This window comes from Alcaligenes sp. SJTW-7 (assembly GCF_047716895.1).
GTDB lineage: Bacteria > Pseudomonadota > Gammaproteobacteria > Burkholderiales > Burkholderiaceae_B > Alcaligenes > Alcaligenes ammonioxydans.
On the sequence record NZ_CP136682.1, the window covers coordinates 3269035 to 3292864 of the forward strand.

The 23830-nt window shown below is 58.9% G+C and carries 19 protein-coding genes; 13 read left to right on the plus strand and 6 right to left on the minus strand.

What is annotated here, in order from left to right:
• Positions 1 to 122: 122 nt before the first annotated feature.
• Positions 123 to 779, minus strand: a complete 657-nt coding sequence (locus tag RSQ48_RS14800; protein WP_039943394.1) for a TetR/AcrR family transcriptional regulator — start codon at positions 777 to 779, stop codon at positions 123 to 125.
• A 143-nt stretch (positions 780 to 922) separates the two neighbouring features.
• On the opposite strand from RSQ48_RS14800, the gene RSQ48_RS14805 reads away from it, so the two are divergent.
• The 10 genes from RSQ48_RS14805 to RSQ48_RS14850 are packed head-to-tail and all read left to right on the plus strand — an operon-like array spanning position 923 to position 10747.
• A complete protein-coding gene (locus RSQ48_RS14805) occupies positions 923 to 2272 on the plus strand; it encodes an NAD(P)/FAD-dependent oxidoreductase (protein ID WP_415301940.1) in 1350 nt (449 codons plus the stop codon).
• Positions 2269 to 3021 carry a DUF1365 domain-containing protein gene (locus RSQ48_RS14810; RefSeq protein ID WP_009458773.1) on the plus strand — a complete coding sequence of 251 codons (753 nt, stop codon included), beginning with the start codon at positions 2269 to 2271 and terminating at the stop codon, positions 3019 to 3021. The genes RSQ48_RS14805 and RSQ48_RS14810 overlap by 4 nt, the downstream gene beginning before the upstream one ends.
• The gene (locus tag RSQ48_RS14815; RefSeq protein WP_131070928.1) at positions 3018 to 4289 is read left to right on the plus strand and encodes an SAM-dependent methyltransferase; all 1272 of its coding nucleotides are present in this window, start codon (positions 3018 to 3020) and stop codon (positions 4287 to 4289) included. The genes RSQ48_RS14810 and RSQ48_RS14815 overlap by 4 nt, the downstream gene beginning before the upstream one ends.
• Positions 4282 to 4851 (plus strand): chalcone isomerase family protein, encoded by a 570-nt coding sequence (locus RSQ48_RS14820; RefSeq protein WP_207307428.1) that lies wholly within the window; start codon positions 4282 to 4284, stop codon positions 4849 to 4851. The genes RSQ48_RS14815 and RSQ48_RS14820 overlap by 8 nt, the downstream gene beginning before the upstream one ends.
• Positions 4852 to 4864: 13 nt before the next feature.
• Positions 4865 to 6160, plus strand: coding sequence for an MFS transporter (locus RSQ48_RS14825; RefSeq protein WP_003801990.1), 1296 nt, complete (start codon positions 4865 to 4867; stop codon positions 6158 to 6160).
• Positions 6157 to 6717, plus strand: a complete 561-nt coding sequence (locus RSQ48_RS14830) for a DUF3833 domain-containing protein (protein ID WP_219235139.1) — start codon at positions 6157 to 6159, stop codon at positions 6715 to 6717. Before RSQ48_RS14825 ends, RSQ48_RS14830 begins: the two co-directional genes overlap by 4 nt.
• A gap of 5 nt (positions 6718 to 6722) precedes the next feature.
• A complete protein-coding gene (locus RSQ48_RS14835; RefSeq protein WP_131070930.1) occupies positions 6723 to 7514 on the plus strand; it encodes an SDR family NAD(P)-dependent oxidoreductase in 792 nt (263 codons plus the stop codon).
• Between the two features lie 12 nt (positions 7515 to 7526).
• Positions 7527 to 9086 (plus strand): cryptochrome/photolyase family protein, encoded by a 1560-nt coding sequence (locus RSQ48_RS14840; RefSeq protein ID WP_131070931.1) that lies wholly within the window; start codon positions 7527 to 7529, stop codon positions 9084 to 9086.
• A 26-nt stretch (positions 9087 to 9112) separates the two neighbouring features.
• Positions 9113 to 9811, plus strand: a complete 699-nt coding sequence (locus RSQ48_RS14845; RefSeq protein WP_415301941.1) for an SDR family NAD(P)-dependent oxidoreductase — start codon at positions 9113 to 9115, stop codon at positions 9809 to 9811.
• Between the two features lie 33 nt (positions 9812 to 9844).
• Positions 9845 to 10747 carry a TIGR01777 family oxidoreductase gene (locus RSQ48_RS14850; protein WP_059318230.1) on the plus strand — a complete coding sequence of 301 codons (903 nt, stop codon included), beginning with the start codon at positions 9845 to 9847 and terminating at the stop codon, positions 10745 to 10747.
• A 95-nt stretch (positions 10748 to 10842) separates the two neighbouring features.
• Here RSQ48_RS14850 and gltS read toward each other — a convergent pair whose 3' ends face one another.
• Together gltS and ispB are read right to left on the minus strand one after the other, a co-directional pair.
• The gene (gene gltS / locus RSQ48_RS14855) at positions 10843 to 12072 is read right to left on the minus strand and encodes a sodium/glutamate symporter (RefSeq protein ID WP_003802010.1); all 1230 of its coding nucleotides are present in this window, start codon (positions 12070 to 12072) and stop codon (positions 10843 to 10845) included.
• Positions 12073 to 12325: 253 nt separating this feature from the next.
• Positions 12326 to 13291 carry an octaprenyl diphosphate synthase gene (gene ispB, locus RSQ48_RS14860; protein WP_003802015.1) on the minus strand — a complete coding sequence of 322 codons (966 nt, stop codon included), beginning with the start codon at positions 13289 to 13291 and terminating at the stop codon, positions 12326 to 12328.
• Positions 13292 to 13464: 173 nt separating this feature from the next.
• On the opposite strand from ispB, the gene RSQ48_RS14865 reads away from it, so the two are divergent.
• The 3 genes from RSQ48_RS14865 to RSQ48_RS14875 are packed head-to-tail and all read left to right on the plus strand — an operon-like array spanning position 13465 to position 16047.
• Entirely contained in the window at positions 13465 to 14331 is an 867-nt protein-coding gene (locus RSQ48_RS14865) for an ATP-binding protein (protein WP_003802018.1), read from the plus strand.
• Complete coding sequence (locus RSQ48_RS14870; RefSeq protein ID WP_059318229.1) at positions 14324 to 15325, plus strand: Nudix family hydrolase; 1002 nt, start codon at positions 14324 to 14326, stop codon at positions 15323 to 15325. The genes RSQ48_RS14865 and RSQ48_RS14870 overlap by 8 nt, the downstream gene beginning before the upstream one ends.
• Complete coding sequence (locus tag RSQ48_RS14875) at positions 15322 to 16047, plus strand: spermidine synthase (protein WP_415301942.1); 726 nt, start codon at positions 15322 to 15324, stop codon at positions 16045 to 16047. The genes RSQ48_RS14870 and RSQ48_RS14875 overlap by 4 nt, the downstream gene beginning before the upstream one ends.
• A 79-nt stretch (positions 16048 to 16126) precedes the next feature.
• On the opposite strand, the gene RSQ48_RS14880 is transcribed toward RSQ48_RS14875, so the two are convergent.
• Genes RSQ48_RS14880 through RSQ48_RS14890 form a run of 3 tightly spaced genes read right to left on the minus strand, consistent with a single transcriptional unit; the run spans position 16127 to position 23829 of the window.
• A complete protein-coding gene (locus RSQ48_RS14880; RefSeq protein ID WP_003802023.1) occupies positions 16127 to 17635 on the minus strand; it encodes an efflux transporter outer membrane subunit in 1509 nt (502 codons plus the stop codon).
• Between the two features lie 6 nt (positions 17636 to 17641).
• The gene (locus RSQ48_RS14885; protein WP_003802025.1) at positions 17642 to 20746 is read right to left on the minus strand and encodes an efflux RND transporter permease subunit; all 3105 of its coding nucleotides are present in this window, start codon (positions 20744 to 20746) and stop codon (positions 17642 to 17644) included.
• On the minus strand, positions 20743 to 23829 hold the full coding sequence (locus RSQ48_RS14890; protein WP_039943396.1) for a multidrug efflux RND transporter permease subunit: 3087 nt from the start codon (positions 23827 to 23829) through the stop codon (positions 20743 to 20745). The genes RSQ48_RS14885 and RSQ48_RS14890 overlap by 4 nt, the downstream gene beginning before the upstream one ends.
• Position 23830: the final 1 nt, after the last annotated feature.

Consider the following 23830-nt stretch of genomic DNA (forward strand, 5'->3'; position numbering starts at 1 on the left):
CCAACACCGGCAGGGTGCGCAGCCTCGGCGCACCGTGTAGTCAGGCATCCACCAATGAAACAAGAGCAGCGTCGAGGCCACGGGGTCCGGCAGGGGGTGCCGGACGGATTCCGGAGACTGTCTTACTGTGCCAAGGACGTACGGCCCGCGCCTGCCAGACCATCAAAGGTGGTGCTGCTCACCCATTCAATGATCTGCTCGTGGGTGTACTGCCCCGACTCTTTAAGAAGGCTCACCACAGGGTCACATGCACGCGCAAACAAGGTGTAGAGCACCAGCTCGACTGGCAGACCCGATTGCAGGCTGCCTGCCGTCTGCGCCTCGATAATCCAGGTGCTCAGACGATTACTCAAGGCAATCAGGCGATCCATGTACTCATCATTTGACTGGAGCGAGGCGCTAAGGCTTGAGTTCTGCGCGGGCAGCGACGGCATTTCCCCTTGCAATTGGGTATCCATCGTCCAGCGCACCACGGATTTGAGCTGATCAATCGCCGTAATGGCTTGGCCTGCTTCAGCAGCATCCTGAGCCTGTTTGCGCAGCTCATCCACAAAAGCCAGGGCGCGATCGAGCACGCCCACCATCGCCGCAGCAGCCAATTCCTCCTTGGATGTAAACAGCTTATATAAGCTGGCCTTGGCCATGCCTGCCTCGGCGGCGACTTGGTCGACCGTCATGGCATCGTAGCCTTTGGTCGCCAAAAGACGGTTAACAGCGGTCACGATGGCTTCTACGCGTACGCGCTGGATTTGTTCTTTGATTGAGGATCGAGCGTTCATGAGATCTATTTTAGGACGAATGAGATCATCTTGCATACCAAATAGTGCAAAAATATTATTTAAGGTTTATAGTTTGAACTAATGAGTTCACTGTTTGATCTTTCCGGTTCATAACCCCCTGCGCAACACCCCAAGGAGCTGCCATGCGTCGTATCGCTGTCATCGGTTCGGGCATATCCGGCTTGGCCGCTGCCTATCGTCTTGCTCACTCCCAAGACACGCATCGCGTCTGTCTGATTGAAGCCAACTCTTATTTCGGCGGACATGCCAATACGGTCGAGCTCAGCCTGGATGGTATTAGCCACGGGGTCGATACCGGTTTTTTGGTGTTCAACCACCGCACCTATCCCCTGCTCACAAAGCTGTTCAAGGAGCTGGAGGTAGAAACCGCTCCCTCGGAGATGTCCTTCTCCGTGCAGATTCCCCACCCTGATGGCAGACCGGGGCTGGAATGGAGCGGTAGCTCTTTAGGCAGTGTGTTTGCACAGCGCAGAAACTTGATCAGCCCACGCTTTATTGGCATGTTGCTGGAAATTTTGCGCTTCAATCGTCTGACAACGGATATCGCCCAGCGCCAGCTTGAGTCACAACTCAATACGCCCATAGAAACCTTTCTGGATCTGCATGGCTTTGGCAGCACATTTCGCAACAACTACCTGTTGCCCATGATTGGCAGCATCTGGTCTTGTCCGACCGATCAAATGCTCCGCTTCCCCGTCGCTACCCTGATTCGCTTTTGTCACAATCACGGGCTGATCCAGATCACCAACCGTCCCCAGTGGCACACCGTTCGAGGCGGCTCTCAACGCTACGTAAGCCGCATCATTGAGCGACTGCAAGAGGACGGCCGCCACGAAATCCGATTGAACACCCCTGTGTTCAGCCTTAAACGTGAAGCACAAGGCGTCATGGTAGAAATGCCTCACGGTACCGAGCAGTTCGATGCTGTCGTGCTGGCCTGCCATAGTGATCAGGCATTGCGCCTGCTGGGCCAGGACGCAACCCAGACAGAGCGTGCCGTGCTGGGCAGCATTCGTTATCAAGCCAATGAAGCCGTATTGCACACCGACACTGCCGTCTTGCCACAGCGCCAGGCCGCCTGGGCGGCCTGGAATTATGAACGCGCCAGCTCGGCGGCTTCCGAGGAAACCGGAGTGTGCCTGCATTACCTCATCAACCGCCTGCAGCCACTGCCTTGGCAGCAAGCCGTCGTGGTCTCGCTCAATCCGGCCCGTCCCATAGCAGCGGACAAGGTACATGCGCGCATTACGTACAGCCACCCAGTCTTTGACCATGCCGCCATCCTGGCACAACAACAGCTTGAAAAGTTGCAGGGCCAACGCCGGACCTGGTTCTGCGGTGCCTGGTGCGGCTACGGATTTCACGAGGACGGTTTGCGTTCGGGTCTGAGCGCCGCTGACCAGGTTTTGCTGTCCCTGAACCGTGCAGCGCAGGCGGCCCACACTGAGCTCAGGCAGGAGGAAACCGTATGAACGCCTCCGCTCTCATTGGCTTTGGTCATATCTGGCATCGGCGGCTGCGGCCAGTCGAGCACGCCTTTCATTACCCTGGTTATTTCCTGCTGCTTCCCATGCGTAGCCTGCGGGAACACCCAGTCCCCGTCCTGCGCCGCAACCAACGCGGCTGGATCAGCTTTCATGACAGCGATCATGGCAATGGCGGTAATGACGCTCTGGCCTGGTTTGAATCTCTGTTAGAGCAGGAAGGTATTGAGGATGCGGATGGCGAGATCTGGCTGCATACCTTTCCGCGCGTCCTGGGCTATGTCTTCAAGCCCGTGAGCTTCTGGTACGCCCATCGGGCCGACGGTTCGCTGGCGGCGATTCTGGCCGAAGTCAACAACACCTTCGGTGAGCGTCATGCCTATCTCCTGGCAGGGCCGCATCTGGGCTGGGATTGCGAACAAGTTGCCAGCAAGCAATTTCATGTGTCCCCGTTTTGCGAAACCCACGGCGAATATCGCTTTCGATTCTCGCGCAATGAAACTACCAACCTGGCGCTTGTCGATCTGTACGACGACGCAGGCCCCCTGTTACGCACAGGTGTTCAAGGAACGCTACACCCCCTGAATGCGGCTACCGTACGCAGGGCATTTTTTGGCACGCCGCTGATGACCCTGGGGGTCATTGTTCGCATCCATTGGCAAGCACTGCGCCTGTGGGCGAAGCGGCTTCCCTTCCATCGCAAACCACCAGCGCCCAAGCGCTCTGTCACACGATGAATACAAGCACCGCCACTCTCTTGAGCAAGTCCGCAAAAGCAAGCAGCGACTTGTCACCTCACGCGAACCGCGTCCTGAAGCTCTTGACGCACCTGCCTCATGGCCAGTTGGAGCTTCAGTTGCCCGATGGGCAAGTGCGGCATTTTCCCAAGCAAAATGCAGTGGAACCCGACGCCCGCTGCGCAATCGGGCAGTGGGAGGCGCTGGACCGCATCCTGAGCTCGGGCGACATTGGCTTTGCCGAAGGCTATATAGAAGGTCAATGGGACACCGATGACCTAAGCGGCTTGCTGCGTCTGTGCATCCGCAACCGCGATCACCTGGAACAACTGGTGTACGGTCACTGGTGGGCTCGACTGGGCTTCAGACTGCGCCATATGCTTCACCGCAACACGCGGGCGGGCAGCGCTAAAAACATTCATGCTCACTACGATCTGGGCAACGACTTTTATCGACTCTGGCTGGACCCAAGCATGAGCTACAGCGCTGCCTGGTTCGAAGGTCTTGACGGCTCGGCCTTGCACAAGGCTGATCTGGAGCAGGCTCAACGCGCAAAAACCAGACGGGCGCTGCGTGAGACAGGACTGCAGCCGGGGCAACGACTGCTGGAAATTGGCTGTGGCTGGGGAGCGCTTGCCCAGACAGCGGCCACGGAGTTCGGCGCGCAGGTGACAGGTGTCACCTTGTCACGCGAACAGCTTGACTGGGGCATGCAGCGCATAAACGAAGCCGGCCTGCAGGAACAGGTTGATCTGCGTTATCAGGACTACCGGGATCTGGCGAAAGAACACGCGGCGCAGCCCTTTGACGCCATTGTGTCCATTGAAATGTTCGAAGCTGTCGGGCACGAATACTGGCGCACCTACTTCAAGACTTTGCATGATTGCCTCAAACCGGGCGGCTATGCCTGCGTGCAGTCCATCACCCTGCGCGAAGACCTTTTTGCCCGTTATTTGCACTCCTCCGACTTTATCCAGCAATTCATTTTTCCCGGAGGGCTGCTGCCCAGTGTCACGGCCTTCGAGCGTGAAGCCCAGCGAGCCGGCCTGACCGTGGTTCGAACAATGAGCTTTGGCAAGGATTACGCCGAAACACTCCGACGCTGGCGTCAGGCTTTTGAGCAAAAGCTCGATGCGGTCCGCAGCCAGGGCTTTGACGAGCGCTTTGTGCGCATCTGGCGATTTTATCTGGCCTATTGCGAGGCTGCCTTTGATATGGGCAACACCGATGTAGTCCAGTTCACCTTGAGAAGGCCTGACCATGACTGATATTCGACGACGCCAAGCCCTGATCGTGGGCATCAGCCTTCTCGCCCCTACCCTTATTGCCATGACCCCTAATCTCTCGGCGGCCGCAGCGGCTGCCCCCCAGGAGCTGCGCTCCACCCTGCCCTCTGCCCATCTTGTTGGCAGTGGTCCCATGCGCTTTTTTGGACTGCGGGTTTACGAGGCGCGACTGTGGGCCATGCCGGACTTCGAGCCCAAAGAGTATGCACGCCAGCCCTTCGCACTGGAGCTGATCTATGACCGCAAACTGGAAGGCGAAGCCATTGCCGAGCGTTCAGTTGCCGAAATGCGGCGTGTGGGCAGTTTCTCCGAGCAGCAGGCTCGCCAATGGCTGCTCCTGATGAAAAAGGCTTTTCCGGATGTCCTGGCACAAGATCGCCTGCTGGGCGTGACGGACGGAACCGGCGATGTCCGCTTTTTCCACAATGGACGTGAAACCGCCCGTATTCAGGACACCGAGTACGCGCGCCTGTTTTTTGGAATCTGGCTGTCTGAGCAGACTTCAGCACCGGGCTTGCGAACGGCCCTGTTAGGCAAACGCTGATAAAGGCACAACCATGCGCCCCCCAGGCTCCCGCCCCTTAAAGCCGCTGCATTGGCGTACGGGACTCTCCTATGGAAGTCTTGGCCTGCCGCTGGCATTCGTGTCGCTCCCCTTATATGTGAACCTGCCGCATTACTACGCGGCGGTGGCCGGGGTGCCGCTGGCGGGCCTGGGCGCCGTGCTGCTGGCTACCCGAGCCGTTGACGCGGTGCTCGACCCTGCACTGGGAAGGCTGGCCGATCGTCTTTTGCATCGAGGCCTGGGCCAGGCCTGGCTGGCCGCTTTGTTGGGCAGCCTGATCATGGGCTTGGGTTTTGCCGCACTGTGGCATCCTCCCGAGGGTGGCCCACAAGAGGTGCTGATCTGGCTGGCGCTCAGCCTGCTGGTATGCACCTTGGCCTATAGCGCCGTCAGCATCTTGCATCAGGCCTGGGGGACCCGCTGGGGTGGTGATCCCAATTGGCGTGCGCGTGTCACCGCGTGGCGTGAAGGCGCCACGCTTCTGGGTGTCTTGCTGGCCAGCATATTGCCCACCTGGTTAGGCTTTGATGCGACCAGTGTCGTGCTTTTTCTAGCCTTGGCCATAGGCCTGTTCGGGCTGCATCGCCTGCCGCCCGCTATCGCTCAACCCATGGGTTATGCGCGGGGGCACAGCAGTCCTGCATCAACCGCCTCGCCCTGGGCTGATGCCAGTTTCCGCAGGCTGTTATTCGTCTTCATGCTCAACGGCGTAGCCGCCGCCATACCCGCTACCTTGTTGCCCTTTTTCGTGGCGGACCGCCTGCAGGCCCCGGAGATGCAGCCGCTCTTTCTTCTGTGCTATTTCGGCGCCGCCGCGGCAGGGCTACCTTTATGGGTACGGGCTGTCTCGCGCTGGGGACTGGCACCCAGTTGGCGGGCCGGCATGCTGACAAGCGTTGTCGCCTTTTCCCTGACACCCTGGCTTGATGCCGGCGACGGTGGCGCCTTCCTCGTTATCTGCCTGGCAAGTGGGCTGGCTCTGGGCGCGGATCTGGCCCTGCCGGGCGCCCTGCTGACCGGTGTCATCCATGAATCCGGTCAGGGCGGCTCGGGCGAAGGACGATATCTGGGCTGGTGGACTTGTGCTGCCAAGCTCAACCTGGCCCTGGCAGCCGGTCTGTGCCTGCCCCTTCTTTCCGCCCTGGGTTACCAGAGCGGCACAAGCGACCCGGCTGGCCTGCAGGCGTTGGCCTGGGCTTATGGCGGCCTTCCCTGCCTGTTCAAACTATTGGCGTGGGCTGGCCTGTGGCGCGCCGAGCATCTGCACTCATCCTGGAGACTGATATGAAACTGACAAACAGCCTTGTCTCAACCCTGCCCTGGCGGCGCGTCGCCCTGGGACTGACACTTATGGGCACCCTGGCCGGATGCGTGGGACCCACGGTGCAGGACTATGCCCAGGAACGCCCCGAACTGGACCTGCGTCAATATTTCAACGGCCCCCTGACGGCCCACGGCCTGTTCACAGACCGTTCCGGCAAAGTGGTCAAGCGCTTTACCGTGCGCATGACGGGCACCTGGAAGGGCGATGAAGGCGTGCTCGACGAGCATTTTGTCTACAGCGATGGCACCACTCAGCAACGGATCTGGCATTTGAAGCATCTGGGTGATGGCCGCTACAGCGGACGCGCTGACGATGTGGTCGGCCAGGCCCAGGGCCAGACCGCGGGCAACGCCTTTCATTGGAATTACGTGCTGGCACTGCCGGTGGACGGCAAGGTCTGGAACGTGAACATGGATGACTGGATGTACTTGATGGATGGCCGCACCATGCTCAACCGCGCCGCCATGAGCAAATTCGGCATTCATCTGGGGGATGTGACACTGTCCTTCATGAAGGAGTAAGTGTGATGACACTGCTACACGCAAAACTCAATCCGCCGCTCAGTCACTGGCAAGGAAAATACGCCTGGATTGTCGGTGCCTCATCAGGCATAGGCAGAGCCACCGCGGAGGCGCTTCATGCGCAAGGCGCGCAGGTCATTGTCTCGGCCAGAGACGCCGATGCACTGCACGAGCTGGCCAAAGGCCGAAACGGGTTTGTCGTCGTCCCGCTGGATGTCACCGAACCTGAAACGCTGGCTGCGGCCAAGCTGAAAGTTCAAGCCTGCGTCGATATTGCTCCCGATCTGGTGCTGTATTGCGCAGGCAGGTACCTGCCACAACGGGCGACCGAGTTCAATCTTCTGGAGATGCAGAAACATCTGGCAGTCAATTATGTGGGTGCGCTGCATCTGCTCGATGCGGTCATCCCGATGCTGCTTGAGGCCGGACGCGGCCACCTGGCCCTGGTGGGTAGCGTGGCGGGCTACCGCGGGCTGCCAATGTCCCTGGCCTATGGGCCCACCAAAGCCGCACTGAATAATCTGGCGGAGAACCTCTATTTGGATCTGCACCCGTTGGGACTGGGCATTTCCATTATCAACCCCGGCTTTGTAGACACCCCGCTGACCGCCCAAAACAGCTTCAAAATGCCCGCGCTCATCACCCCTGAAGAAGCCGCCCGTCATATCTTGCACGGCTGGAAACAGGGGCAGTTTGAAATGAACTTCCCCCGTCGTTTTACCCGCTGGGTAAAGCTCATGCGATGCCTGCCCGATAGCTGGTACTTTTCGGCGGTACGTCGTGTCACTGGAATGTAAACGCAGCCGCACATGGAGACAGCACGCCACGCGCACTACCGCGCCCACACTCTGCGCCTGATACTGGGCGACCAGCTCAACCCACAGCACAGTTGGTTCCAGCAGGTGGACAGGCAGGTGGTTTATGTACTGATGGAGGTGCGTCAGGAAACCGATTACGTCTTGCATCATGCACAGAAAATTCTGGCCATTTTCGCTGCAATGCGCGACTTTGCGCAGCAGTTGCGAGCCGCTGGCCATCGGGTGCGTTATGTGACATTTGAAGACCCCAGCAACCGTCACTCCATCCCCGACAATCTGACGGCACTCGCGGCGCATTACGGTGTGCGCCAGGTGCAATGGCAACACGCTGACGAATGGCGACTGGATACTCAATTGCAACAGTGGGCGGACACGCAGGCCCTGACTTGCTCAGCGGTGGATAGTGAACACTTTCTGACCAGTCGTAATGAACTGGCCACTCAGATGCGCGGTCGTCGTCAATGGCTGATGGAGCATTTCTATCGCCGTATGCGCCGCCGATACCGGTTGCTGCTGGATAATCATGAACAGCCGGTCGGTGGCAAGTGGAACTTTGACCATGAGAACCGCAAACCCTGGCGTGGCACACCGGCTGAACCCACTGACTGGCGGCCCTGCCACGACCACCGTGTGCTTTGGGAAAAGCTGCAGCGTTGTGATGTGCCCAGCTTCGGCGACCCCCAGGCCAACGCCTTTCGCTGGCCACTGAATCGCCAGGAAGCGCTGAGCTGTCTGGAAGCCTTCATCACCCATGCACTGCCGCATTTTGGCGACTACGAAGATGCCATGTCCAGCCAGGCACCACGGCTGTTTCACTCCCTGCTCTCGTTTTCCCTGAACGTCAAAATGCTCCACCCGCTTGAGGTGCTGGAACGGGCCGAACGGGCCTGGCGGGAAGGTCAGGCTCCTTTGGCTGCCGTGGAAGGCTTTACACGTCAAATACTGGGTTGGCGCGAATACGTGCGCGGCATCTACTGGGCCCACATGCCGGGCTACGAAAGCCTCAATGCATTCGGGCACGACTTGCCGCTGCCGCACTGGTTCTGGACAGGGAACACCCGCATGCGCTGCCTGCAACAGTGCATTCAGCAGTCCTTGCAAAGCGCTCATGCTCACCATATCCAGCGCCTGATGGTGATCGGCAACTTTGCTCTGCTGGCTGGGCTCGACCCGGCTGCTGTCCACCGCTGGTACCTGGGCATCTACATTGACGCTTTCGAATGGGTGGAACTGCCCAATACCCTGGGCATGAGTCAGCATGCCGACGGTGGCCTGATTGCCACCAAGCCCTATATCAGCAGCGCCGCCTATTTACACCGCATGAGCGACTACTGTCAGGGGTGTGTCTACAAGCCCACGCAGAAGACAGGGCCACACGCCTGCCCCTTCAATGCCTTGTACTGGGACTTCCTTGCCCGCAATGCCCAAGAGCTGGGTGACAAGGGACGGATGACATTGATGTATCGCCAATGGCAGAAAATGCCTCCCGAACAACAAGCTGCTCTGCGCACCCACGCAGAGCAGCTGCGCCAGAACCTGGGCACTCTGTAAGCCCCCCACATTGACCGAGGCCTGACATGCAATCCCTGCCCACCGCTTACCGTGCTCTTATTCTGGGCGGCTCTGGCGCCATTGGCGGTGCCATGGCCGCCCAGTTGGCCGCCGACCCTCGCTGCAGCGAGCTTGTTAGCCTGCACCGGCGCAGCACACCCGCCCTGGACTTCGATCAGCCACAGACGATCGCCGCAGCGGCCCGAACCTTGAGCACACAAGGCCCCTGGCATCTCATCGTGCTTGCGACCGGCATGCTCAGTGGTCCTACCGGGGGCCCTGAAAAGCGCTTGGCCGATCTGAATGCCGATCACCTGATGGCCAGCTTTAACACCAACGCGATAGGCCCGGCCCTGGTATTGGCCCATTTTGCACCGTTGCTGCCCAAGCACGAGCGCGGCATCCTGGCTGTGCTGTCGGCAAAGGTAGGCAGCATTGGCGATAACCGCCTGGGCGGCTGGTACAGCTACCGGGCCTCCAAGGCGGCGCTGAACATTCTGCTCAAAACCGCATCGATCGAGCTGGCACGCACCCATCCTCAAGCCGTGCTGGCCGCGCTGCACCCGGGCACTGTTACCTCAGCCTTGTCGGCTCCCTTTCGGGGCGCTCAAATCGGCCGCCCGCCTGCCGATGCGGCGCACGCGTTGCTGGCCACGCTAGACACACTCAGCCCAAAGGACAGTGGTGGTTTCTGGGCCTACAATGGTCAGGGACTGCCTTGGTAAGTTCTTTGCTCACCTTCACACACGGAGAATTCCATGCGCATCCTTCTGACAGGAGGCACGGGCCTCATTGGACAGGCCCTTTGCCGACACTGGCAACAACACGGCCACGAACTCTGGGTGTGGAGCCGAAAGCCCCAGCAAGTCCCCCAACTGTGCCCAGGCGCAACGGGCATCGCCGTGCTGGACGAGCTCAATGGCAGCGCGCCATTTGACGCGGTCATCAACCTGGCCGGAGCCCCAATTGCCAATCAACGCTGGACTGAGGCACGGCGCCAGCTTCTATGGCAAAGTCGGGTCGATCTGACACGCCGTCTGGTGGACTGGATGGGGCGACAAGCGTCGGTGCCCCCCGTCTTGATCTCGGGCTCAGCGGTAGGCTGGTACGGCGATGGCGGAGAGCAGCAACTGACCGAGGCCAGCGCACCGGGCAACAAGGACTTTGGCAGCCAGCTTTGCGTGGCCTGGGAGCAAGAGGCCGAACAAGCTCGCCAATGGGGGGTACGCGTGGTCTTGCTGCGTACCGCGCCCGTCTTGGCCAAAAACGCCGGGATGTTGGCTCGGCTGCTCCCCTCGTTCAGGCTGGGACTGGGTGCCAGACTGGGCGATGGGCAACAATGGATGCCGTGGATACACCTTGAAGACCAGGTCGCGCTTATCGACTACCTATTGCACAACCAGAGCTGTGAGGGCCCTTATAACGCGTGTGCGCCTCAGCCGGTGCGCAATGCAGAGTTCACTCGCGTCCTGGCTCAGGAGCTGGGCAAGCCAGCACTGTTTCATGCCCCGGCCTGGGCGCTGCGTCTGGCCTTGGGAGAGATGTCCGTTCTGCTGCTCGGCGGGCAACACCTGATTCCGCTGCGGGCCCAGCAAGCAGGTTTCAGCTGGCGCTACCCTGATCTGTCCGAGGCCTTGAGGGATCTGCTTCACAAAGCCTGAAAGCACGGTGTACAAGGACAGCGCCGCGATTTTGCCCCACGACCCTGCCCTATGAAACGGCCGCGCCCAATAGGCGCGGCCGTCGTCTTGTCTGCTTAAGTCAGGAAGTTCACAAAGCCAGTGATGATGACGGCGTTGAAAAAATCGATGAACAAGGAGCCGACCAGGGGAATCACAAAAAAGGCCTTGCGCGAAGGGCCATTATCTTCGGTGAAAGCCTGCATATTGGCCATGGCATTAGGCGTGGCACCCATGCCGAAACCACAATGCCCGGCCGACATCACTACCGCGTCATAATCCTTGCCCATGACCTTGAACGTCACATATCTGGCAAAGAAGAACATCAACACCGTTTGCGCAATCAGGATGACCAGCAGCGGCCCGGCCACCTCGGCCAGTTCCCACAATTTCATCACCATCAAGGCCATGACCAGGAAAAAGGCCAGGGACACATTGCCGATGATTTCAAACTCTTTTTCAGGCAGACGATAGCGACGCCAGTCAATCACGTTGCGGATGATGGCAGCCACCAGCATGGCTCCCAGATAGGCGGGCAACACAATCCCGCGCTCGCTCAGCCATTCGATAATGACACTGCCCACACCAATCGCGATGGAGAGCAGCACCACAGCATAAACAGGCATCTCAAAACCGCCCTCGTCGGTCTGAACAACTTCTTTAACCGTGGTTTCTGTAGGGTGAGCGGCATCCGCACCTTCGTGCTGGCGACGGTGGCGACGGTGTGGAGCGGGACCGTCGATCTTGTATTTCTTCATCAAGCGCTTGCCCAACGGACCACCAATGACGCAGCCCATCACCAGCCCCCAGGTGGAAGCGGCAATGGCGGCAGGCAAGGCGCCTACGGCGCCGGCACGCTCAAGCAAGGGACCAAAGGCAGCCGAAGTACCGTGGCCGCCCGTCATGGAGATGGACCCGGCCGCCAGACCCAGGAGAGGATTGGCGTTCATCAAAGCAGCCAGGCTTACGCCCATCACGTTCTGCAGAATAATCAGGGCAACGGCACAGCCCAAAAACAAGCCGACCGCCACGCCCCCTTTTTTCAGCAGCTCGAAACTGGCTGAAAAGCCGATGGTGGTAAAAAAGGCCATCAGCAAGAAGTTGCGTATATCGTCGTTGAACGCAAAGCTAAACGAACCGGTCTGGTGGCCAACCAAGGCGATCAAAGCAAAAATCAAACCGCCAATAATGGGGCTGGGAATAAAATATCGGGCCAGCACAGCAACACGATTCTTTATATATTCTCCCAGCACGAGAAAAACAGCCGCCAAACCTACCGTTTGCGCTATATCGAGCTGAATGTTCATCTATCCGTTCCTTACATCTTTGGGATAAGGGGCCTGTACCTATGTGTCTGACAGAGGCTTCAAACCAATTTGTTCAAATAGGCATGTCCATCGTCGCTACTTCGTCCTTGTGGGGCAAAGGCATGACCACCAACAGCGTAGTAAAACCGAGAAAAATAACACGAACAGGTGCCTAATGCCGCCAATTCCCACGAATAAGACCGCTCTATTACAAAAAAACCCGCCACAAGGCGGGTTGGAGAAAGAAGCGGAGTTAGCGGTCGCGCTCTACCGAAAACGCGCACAAACTTAACAAAACCTGTTTGAATTCGCTCTCGGGCACATCCGCCAGCGCCTGAACCGCCAGTTGTGCTTCGGCCTTGGCCGCTTCACGGGTGTAAGTGAGCGCATCAGTCTGTTCGATGGCGCGGGCCACTGCGGCAAAATCGGCATCGCCGGTTTCAATCGCCGACTTGATGAGTTGAACCTGCTCGGCCGTACCCACTTCCATGACACGGATCAGAGGCATGGTCGGTTTGCCCTCACGCAGATCGTCGCCTACGTTCTTGCCCAGGGCCTGGGCGTCGCCAGTGTAATCGAGCACATCGTCCACCAGTTGGAAGGCCGTACCCAAATGACGACCGTAAGCGGCCATGGCCGCTTCCATGTCGGGCGAGGCGCCCGCAACAATCGCACCTACCTGTGCAGCCGCCTCAAAGAGCTTGGCCGTCTTGTAACGCACCACCTGCAGGTAACGCTCCAGCGAGACGTCGGGATCATGTACGTTCAGCAGCTGCAAAACCTCGCCTTCAGCGATCACGGTAGTGGCTGCCGAGAGCACGGCCATGGCAGGCATGGAATTGGACTGCACCATCATCTCGAACGAGCGCGAGTACAGATAGTCGCCTACCAGTACGCTGGCTGCATTGCCATACACCGCATTGGCGGTATGACGACCGCGACGCATATCGGACTCGTCAACCACATCGTCGTGAAGCAGGGTGGCCGTGTGGATAAACTCCACCACGCCCGCCAATAAATGGTGTGTGCTCCCCTGATAGGCCAGCGCGCGGGCTACCAGCAACAGCAGCGCAGGACGCATGCGCTTGCCGCCTGCACTAACGATGTATTCACCAATTGTGCGTATTAGCACCACATCCGAATTCAAGCGTTCACGAATGACGACATCAAGAGCCTTCATGTCGTCGGCAATAGGTTCAATCAGGGTGGACAGGTTCAAAACAGAATTCCGGACGAGTAAGGGAGGGGGCCGCTGTCGGCCAATCGTAACTTGGTGATTATACGATTTTGAATCGCTTTGGGCCCATTGTTACGCCTCAAGCACAACAGTGATCGCAGAAAAAGGTGCCAAATTAGCGATAATAAGCGTTTCAACCTGAATCGGAGACCGTCTTGAGCTCGCAAGACCTGAGTACCCTGATCAGCCGGGCCGAGCGGGTTCTCGCTCAACTGGAAGCCTGGTTGCCGCCTGCTCCCCCCCCTATCGACTGGGACTGCACGGCGTTTCGCTGGCGCAACAATGGTTCGCGTGGCTGGCTGGAGGGCGTGCAGCACGTCGCCACCATTCGCACCGACGATTTGCATCATATTGAACGTCAAAAGAGCATTATTGAGCGCAACACCCGTCATTTTCTGGACGGCAAACCGGCCAATAATGTATTGATGACAGGGGCTCGCGGCACCGGCAAAAGCTCGCTGGTCAAAGCCATGCTGGCCAAGTTTGCCGATCAGGGCCTGCGTCTGATCGAAGTGGACAAATCCGATCTGGCGGACCTGGGGACCATTATCGACCTGATCAGCTCCCGCCCCGAACACTTCATCATCTTCAGCGATGACCTGTCGTTCGAAGAAGGTGAAGCGGGTTACAAAGCGCTCAAATCCGTTCTGGACGGCTCCGTGGCCTCGCCCGGCGACAATGTTCTGATCTACGCCACCTCCAACCGACGCCATCTGATGCCCGAATACATGAAAGAGAACCTGGGGGTCTCCACATCGGCAGACGGTGAGATCCACCCCGGCGAGGCAGTAGAAGAAAAGGTATCCCTGTCCGAGCGCTTTGGACTATGGTTGTCGTTTCACCCCTTTAAACAAGACGACTACCTGGACATTGTGTACTACTGGCTGGGCGCATTGGGCTGCCCGGCAGAACACATCGAAAGCTCGCGCATGGAAGCCCTGCAATGGGCGCTGGAGCGCGGCTCGCGCTCGGGCCGGGTAGCACGTCAATTTGCTAGAGATTGGACCGCTAGACATGTCTAAACCCACGCTGGAAGTGGCCGTTGGCGTTTTATTGAACCCCGACGGCCGGGTGTTGCTGGGAAAACGCCCGGCCGATAAACCGTGGCCGGGCTGGTGGGAACTGCCGGGCGGCAAGATTGAGGCGGGCGAGAGCGTTCTCGAAGCGCTGGTACGGGAACTGCGCGAAGAGCTCGGAATTGAAACCACGCTTGCGCATCCTTGGGTCACCTACACCCACGAATACCCAAAAAATTTCGTCAAACTCTCTTTTTGTCTGGTGCGGGAATGGGAGGGCGAGCCCCAATGCCTGGAAGGACAGGAGCTTGCCTGGGTCAACCCCCAGGGGCCGCTGGAGGTAGGGCCTGTGCTGCCGGCCACGGAGCCACCCATGAAGTGGCTGCAGCTGCCCGAACGCTACCTGATTACCCATATTGAAGAACCAGGCCGCCTGCCCGCCTACCTGGAACAGCTGGAGCAGGCCCTGCAACAGGGACCGGCCCTGGTCCAGTTTCGCGAACCGGCCTGGGCTGCCCGCCCCGATGCCGAATTTCATCTTCATCAGGCGTTCCTGCAGGTCGTCACGCTGTGCCAACGGTATCAGGCCCGCTGCCTGGTCAACAGCCTGCATCCAGAAAGTTGGTGGGATCACGCCGATGGCGTGCACTTGCGCGCCAGCGACGCCCAAGCCTTGTCCGCCAAATGCCACGATACCCTGACAAGCGTTCCCGCGATCAGCAAGGGCCTGATCGGCATGTCCACGCACAATGAAAGCGATATTGAAATCGCCCGCAAAATCCAGGCAGATTTCCTCGTGCTGGGTCATGTGCTGGACACCGCTTCGCATCCCGACGAACCCGGCATGGGCTGGGCCCGCTTTGCCCGTCTGGCAGAACAGGCTGGCCTTCCCGTCTTTGCCATAGGCGGACAATCGGCGCATACCCTGGCCGACGCACGCACGCATGGCGCACACGGTATTGCCGGCATGCGTCACATGCTGGACAACAACCCGGCATGACGCCCCACGTCACCATTTCGGAGCACGAAGGTGTCCGTTACCTGCACCTGGGTTCAGCCTGGGTGCAGGGGGCCATGCGCCTGGCCGCCCCCGATCAGCTTGAGCTGCACTACATCCGACAGATGATGATCTGGACGCTGTTTCAGCATGCCCCTCAACGCATTGCCCAGCTCGGGCTAGGCGCAGGCAGTCTGACACGTTTTTGCTACCTGCATTTTCCACAAGCGCGTATCGACGCGGTGGAAATCAACCCGGAAGTGGTGCGAGCCAATCGCCTGTTGTTCCATCTGCCGCCCGATGACGAGCGTTTGAGCGTGCATACGGTCGACGCACTGGACTACCTGGATGCCCTACATGGCGAACTGGATGTGCTGCAGGTGGATGTGTACTCCGATCAGGCCGAACATCCCGCCCTGGAAAGCCAGGACTTTTACCTAGCCTGTCGGCGAGCCTTGGGTCCGCAGGGTTTGTTGACGGTCAACCTGCTGGGCTCTGAGCTGGTTCATGCTCGCAATCTGCATGCGCTGCAAAAAAGCTTTGCCGCCGTAGTCTGGTTACCAGAAACACACGACGGCAACCTGGTCGCGCTGGCGTTTGTTGACCCGCCACAAATTGATTTTGATGATTTATACAAGCGTGCCGATCAGATTCAAGCCACCTTGGGCTTGGCTGACGGCGAAGAATGGGTAGAGGGACTCTACGCCTGGATGGACCAGGAATAAATCCCCCCTCGCAAGCACGCCAAGGCATCCGCAAGCTGGAAGAACGATCCCGTGTCAGCGGGCAGGCCCCCGCACGTCCTCACTGGGCGGCGGCACCTGATGCGCTTGCAGCCGGCTGCGCGGCGACTGTTTTCTTCATACCCGCTTTTGCCACTTCTTCAGCTGTCAACCCGGTTTGTGCGTCCCAGCCCCCTCCAAGTGCCACCATCAGCTTGACCGCTGCCCGCAGGCGCTGGGACTCCAGATCCAGCGCCTGCCGCTCTGCCGACAAGGCCGTTGCCTGAGTTTGTGCCAGACTCAGAAAATCCACCAGGCCAGCATCAAACTGATTGCGCGTCAAACGCAGGGACTCCCGTGCAGCGGCCAAGGACCGTGCCTGACTGGCCTGCTCCCGCTCCAGCCCATAAAGCTCGGACAAGGCATCTTCCACTTCTTTGAGCGCATCCAGAACAGTCTGGCGATAGCCCGCCAATTGCTCGTCATAGCTGGCTTGCGCCTGCTCGACCTGAGCGCGTCGCGCGCCAAAATCCAGCAACGTCAAGGCAAAGGCCGGTCCCAGTGACCAGACACGCGCTGGCGCGGTCAGCCATTCACTCAGATCACTACTACTGAAACCGCCACTGGCTTTCAGGTTCAAACTGGGAAACCAGGCGGCCTTGGCCACCCCGATCTGCGCATTGGCCTGCGCCATGCGACGCTCGGCGCGCGCGACATCCGGACGGCGCTCCAGCAAACTGGAAGGCAGGCCCACCGGAATATCCGGGGCCACCGGCCAAGGCGCATTAGGCACCACGTCAAACTGCGAGGGCGGGCGTCCGACCAGAACCGCCATCGCATGCTGATAGCTGGCCTTCTGGCGATCCAGGGCCAGACGCTGGGTCCGTGCCCCTTCAAGCTGACTCAAGGCAGCGGCTACATCCGCGGGTGTCGAAAAACCAGCCTCCAGGCGATTCTGATTGATTTGCAAGGAACGCTCATACGCCGCCACGGTTTCATCCAACACCCGCGCACTGGATTCGGCACTGCGGTACTGCAAATAGGTCTGCGCCAATTGGGATTGCAAACTCAGCCGCGTTGCCGCCAGGTCCGCCGCACTGGCCTGCAGGCTCGCATCGCCCGCTTCCACCTGACGGCTGATCCGCCCCCACAAGTCCACTTCCCAATTCACTGTGACGCTAGCGTCATACGCACTGCTGCTTTGGCTGGTAGCACCCGAGCCGCTGCCACGTCGTGTCGTACCGACCGAACTGCCCACCTGCGGAAACTGTGTCGCCCGGGTACCTGACACCGTGGCCTGGGCCTGACGCACCCGTGCCTGAGCCTGCTGCAAGGTGAAATTCTGCTCGTTCAGACTTTGCATCAAGGCATTCAGCACCCCGTCATTGAGACTTTCCCACCAAGGGCCACGGTCATTCAGATCTGCCGGCTCAGCCGGCTTCCAGGCCGTCGCGCGTACTGCTTCCCGAAAATGCTCACCGACTGGCGCCTGCGGCCGCTGATAGTCAGGGCCGACAGCGCACGCAGACAGGGCCATCACCATGGCTGCCAATGCAAAACGCGGAAAAATCAGGACGTTGGAAATAGGCATATCAGCTTATAGAGTCGAAGTTGTCTGGTTCTTGCGGCGCATGAAACGATGACGCAGACGATCCAGATAAAGATAAACGACCGGAGTGGTATAGAGCGTCAGAATCTGACTGAGCACCAGCCCGCCCACAATCGTGACCCCCAAAGGCTGGCGCATCTCGACACCGGGCCCAGAGGCCACAATCAGGGGGATAGCGCCAAAAATGGCAGACAAGGTCGTCATCATGATGGGGCGAAAACGTACCAGGCAGGCCTCATAAATCGCCTCACGCGAGCCCATGCCGCGCTCACGCTCCATTTGCAAGGCATAGTCCACCATCATGATGGCGTTTTTCTTGACGATACCAATCAGCAAAAACACCCCGATCATGGCAATCAGGTTGAACTCGCCACTGGTCATCATCAGGGCCAGCAACGCGCCGATTCCGGCCGAAGGCAAGGTCGACAAGATAGTCAGCGGATGCATATAGCTCTCATAGAGCATCCCCAACACAATATACAAAGCCACCAGAGCCGCCAAAAACATCAAGGGCTGCTTGGCCAGGGCATCGAGCATCTGGGCCGTGTTGCCTTCAAATCCGGCCTGAATCTCGCGGGTGGGCAATTGAATGCGCGCCATGGCCTGCTCGATTGCTGCTGTCGCCTCGCTCAGGGTGACTCCTTCGGCCAAATCGAAAGAGACAGACTCGGCCACCAACAGTCCCGTGTGGTTGATGCTGCGCGGCGCAGTTCCCGCACTAAAGCGGGTAAAGGCAGACAAGGGAACCCGGGTTCCATCCTTGGCCACCACTTCGATTTCCTTAAGCGATTCCAGGTCCTGGGCAAAACGCGGCTCCACTTCCATCACCACGTAATACTGGTTCAAGCGACCATAAATTGTCGAGACCTGGCGCTGGGAAAAAGAGTTATTCAGCGTTCCAGCCACCATGGCCATGTCAATGCCCAGACGGGACGCCATATCACGATCGATCTCCAGCTGAACCAGGCCCGCCTTATCGTCCGTACCGGTATCCACGTCCACCAGTTCAGGCAGTTCGGCCATGGCCTGCTGCACCTTGGGCAACCAGGTTTTCAACAGCTCCAGATCGCTGCCCATCAAGGAGTAATCATAGGAGCCGCTACGCCCCCCTCCTCCGCTGCCTACCGGGATATCCTGTTGCGGCACCATGAACATGCGTGCACCCGGCGTAGTCGACAAAGGCTCGCGCAGGCGATTGACGATGTCCGTCGTGCTGGCCTTGCGCTCATCCATGGGCTTGAGTTCCACCAGAATAAAGGACGAGGTACTGCCGCCCCGGCCCCCGGCAAACACCGCAACCGAGCGAATGTCCGGGTCCTGATTCAGGATGGAGCGAAAGTGCTCCAGCTTGGGCACCATGGACTGAAACGAGGTACCCCTGTCCACCCGGAAAAAACCCATCAACTGTCCGGTATCTTGCTGAGGGAACAGCCCCTTGGGCACCACGGTATACAGATACACATTCAGACCGATGGTGGCAAACAAGGAAAACAGCATCAGACGATGATGTTTGAGGGCCCACTGCAACGAGCGGCGATACGCCCGCCAGCTGACATTGCCAATCCAGCCCAAAAAGCGGCTGATTGGATGCGAACCCTCCGACTCCTGCGGCCCGGGGCGCAGCAAGCGGGCCGACATCATCGGAGTGAGCATCAGAGAGATCACCAACGACACCAGAACGGCCGTACACAGCGTGACTGCAAACTCCATGAACAGCCGCCCTGCCAGCCCCCCGATCAACCACAAGGGGATGAACACCGCCACCAGCGACAAGCTCATGGCCGTTACGGTAAAGCCCACTTCACGAGTCCCGCGCAAGGCCGCCCGCATCGGTGACAGACCTTTTTCCAAATAACGCATGATGCTCTCGAGCACCACAATCGCATCATCCACCACAAAACCCGTCGCCACGATCAAGGCCATCAGGGAAATGGTATTGAGCGTGAAGCCGAACAGATGCATGAACGCAAAGGTACTGATCAGGGAGGCCGGGACCGCAATGGCGGGAATCAGGGCGGCCCGCCAATTTCGCAGAAACACCAACACCACCAGCACCACCAGGGCTACCGCGATAATCAGGGTAAGCTGAGCCTCTTCCAAGGTGGCCCGGATACTGGGCGTGCGGTCCTGTGCGACCGTCAACTGCGCCTGACTGGGCAGCATTTCCTCGATATCGGGCAACCGTTCGCGAATGGTGTTGACGGTCTCGATAATATTGGCGCCCGCCTGACGACGCACAATCAACAACACGGCTTCCTGGTTGTTCAAATAGCCCAGGCTGTGAATGTTCTCCACAGAATCCTCAACCTTGGCGACATCGCCCAAACGGATCACCTGTCCGTCCTGGTTTTTCAGCACCAGAGGCTCAAAAAATCGTGCCTGGTTGTACTGCTTGCCCGAGTTGATCTGCCATTGACCCTGCTCGCTTTCCAGATACCCGTTGGGACGCAAACTATTGGCGTTATTGATGACTGCACGCACATCATCCAAGGCAATGCCAGCCGAGGCCAGGGCTTTGGGATTCAAGCCAACCCGCACCGCCGGCAAGGAACCGCCCCCCACATCCACCGAACCCACACCCGGAATCTGCGCCAGCTTTTGCTGCACAATGCCGCTGGCCATATCAAAAAGCTGGGCCTTGCTGGCCGTTTGCGACGTCAGCGCCAGCACCATGATGGGCATGGAGGAGGGGTTGACCTTCTCGTAGGTCGGGACGCTGGACATGCCCGAGGGCAGCATGGGCCGTGCCTGATTGATGGCAGCCTGCACATCGCGGGCGGCCCCCTCAATATCTCGATCCAGATCAAAAATCAGCATGATCTGGGTGGAGCCTTCGCTGCTGCGCGAACTCATCTCTGAGATCCCGGCAATGGAACCGAGGGCCTGCTCCAGCGGCGTTGCCACACTGGAGGCCATCGTCTCAGGGCTGGCGCCTGGCAAGTTGGCTGAAATCGCGATCACCGGAAAATCCATTTCCGGCAAGGAGGATACCGGCAAGAGGCGCAATGCCAATGCGCCCACCAGCACCATCGCCAGCGCCAGCAGGCTGGAGCCCACTGGACGAAAAATGAACAAACCTAGCAAACGTTTCATGTCGACTCGCGCACCGACTTGGCACCACGGCGGGTAAAGCGATCAAAAAACAGATAGATCACGGGAGTCGTAAACAAGGTCAGCACCTGACTGACCAGCAGCCCCCCCACCATGACCAGGCCCAGGGGCTGGCGCAGCTCTGCGCCAGAGCCGGTTGCCAGCATCAGGGGGATGGCGCTGAACAAAGCCGCCAGGGTGGTCATCAAAATAGGGCGAAAACGCAGTAAAGCCGCCTGATGAATCGCCTCCTGAGGACTGACCCCCTGCTCGCGCTGAGCCTCCAGCGCAAAGTCGATCATCATGATGGCGTTCTTTTTCACGATGCCAATCAACAGGATGATCCCGATCACCCCGACCATATCCAAATCCCGCCCGGCCAGCAGCAACGCCAGCAAGGCCCCGATCGCGGCAGAGGGCAAGGTAGACAGAATCGTGATGGGGTGTATGTAGCTTTCATACAAAATCCCCAGCACGATATACATGGTCAGCACCGCAGCGAGCATCAGCCACAGCGTGCTGGACAAGGACGCATGAAAGGCTTTGGCCGCACCCAGATAGCGGGTGTCCACCGAGGATGGCATGCCGATCTCGTCAGGGACGGTTTCAATCGCTTCAATCGCGTCGGACAAGGAATAGCCGTCCGCCACATCAAAGGACACATTCACGGCGGGAAATTGACCCAGCCGCTCCACCGACAAGGTGCTTGGCACCAGCTCGATACGCGCCAGGGAGGTAATGGGCACCGGCGTACCTGCCGTGGTCATCACGTAAATATTTTCCAGGTCCTGCGGGTCCTGGCGATACTGGTCCTTGACCTCCAGCACCACCCGATATTGCGCAGACTGCGTGTAGATCGTGGAGATCAAACGCTGACCAAAAGCGTCATACAGGGCATCGTCGATATTGGCCTTGGTCACACCCACGCGGGCTGCGGCATCCCGGTCGATATCGAGCAGCACCTGCAAGCCCTTGTCCTGCAGGCTCATGGAAGCATCTTTAATCTGCGGCAAGGCTTTGACCGCCTCCAGCCAACGCGGCATCCAGCGAGTCAGCACCGCCGTTTCCGGATCGGACAAAGCCATCTGATACACATTACGGCTGATCTGGTCATCCACCGTCAGTTCCTGAATGGACTGCTGGTAAACCGTCAAACCCGGAATATCCTTCAGGCGCGCATCGAGTCGGGCCATGATTTCGTCGGCCGTGGCACGGCCCGAGCCGATCGGCTTGAGGGCAATTTGCAGGCGACCATTATTCAAGGTGGCATTGGTGCCATCCACGCCGATAAAGGAGGTCACGGCCTGCACATCCGGGTCTTCAAGGACGATGGCAACCGCTTGCTGCTGCAAGTCCCCCATGGCACGGAACGACGCGGTTTGAGGCCCCTGCGTAATCGCCTGGATCAGGCCGGTGTCCTGTTGCGGAAAAAATCCTTTGGGAACCACCAGGTACAACAGCCCTGTCATCAGCACCGTGCCCAACGCCACCCATAGAGTCAAGGTCTGGTGACGCAACACGACCCGCAGGCCACGATCGTACGCGGCAATGATGCGATCCATCTGTTCGCCCAGCCAGGTCGTGAAGCGGCCATACTGACGCTCATCCTCGGGCTTGAGCATGCGCGCGCACATCATGGGCGTGAGCGTGAGCGAAATGAACAGGGACAACAGGATAGCCACCGCCAGCGTAATGGCAAATTCACGAAACAGACGGCCGATCACATCACTCATAAAGAGCAAGGGAATCAACACGGCAATCAGGGAAATGGTCAAGGACAGCAGCGTAAAGCCAATCTGCGCAGCCCCCTTCAAAGCGGCCTGCAACGCGGATTCACCTTTTTCAATGTAGCGGGCAATGTTCTCGATCATCACGATCGCATCATCAACCACGAAGCCGGTGGCCACAGTCAGCGCCATGAGGGTCAGATTGTTAACGCTGAAGCCCCACATCAACATGATGGCAAAGGTGGCGATCAGGGAGATAGGCACCACGACGCTCGGTATCAAGGTGGCCGTCCAGGTGCGCAGAAAAACAAAGGTCACCAACACCACCAGCACGATGGCCAGCATCATTTCCTTTTGCACATGGTCAACCGAATCGCGAATGGTCTGCGTGCGGTCCGTGGCCACCTCAACGTCCACGCCCACCGGCAAGGAACGGCGGATCTCGGGCAACAGACTCTGAATCTGATCCACGACATCAATGACATTGGCCCCGGGCTGACGCTGAATATTCAGCAAGATCGCCGGGACTGTGCCCATCCAGGCCGCCTGACGCACATCCTGGGCATCCCGCAGCACCGTGGCCAATTCCCCCAGGCGTACGGCTGCGCCGTCCTTGTAGCTGACAATCAGGTTTTCATAGTCCCGCACCGTCTTCAACTGCTCGTTGGCGCCGATGCTGGTCGAGCGCTGGGGACCGTCCAGATTCCCTTTGGGTTGATTCACGTTGGCGGCAACGACTGCCTGCCGGATGTGGCTGAGAGTCAGATTGCGTGCAGCCAGGGCATTGGGATCTGCCTGAATACGTACGGCAGGCTCCTGCCCCCCGGCAATACTGACCAGGCCCACGCCTGTGACCTGTGACAGTTTCTGCGCAACACGCACGTCAATAAGATCACGCACCTCGTGCAACGGCATATTCGGGGAGGTCACCGCCAGAGAAATGACCGGGGTATCAGCCGGATTGACCTTGTTGTAGATGGGGGGGGCCGGCAAATCATTGGGCAACATATTTGAGGCGGCATTAATGGCCGCCTGCACTTCTTGCTCAGCCACATCCAGGGGCAAGCCCAAATCAAACTGCAAGGTAATGCGCGATGCGCCGCCTGAGCTGGACGAAATCATCTGCGACAGGCCCGACATGCTGCCAAACCGCCGCTCAAGGGGGGAGGTAATTAAAGACGCTACCACATCCGGACTGGCGCCCGGATACAAGGTAACCACCTGAATCGTGGGATAGTCCACCTGTGGCAAGGCGGCTACAGGCAGCATACGATAGGCCAGCAAACCCGATACCAGCAGGGCTACCATCGCCAGGGTGGTAGCTACCGGGCGCAGGATAAAAATACGCGACATGCTCACG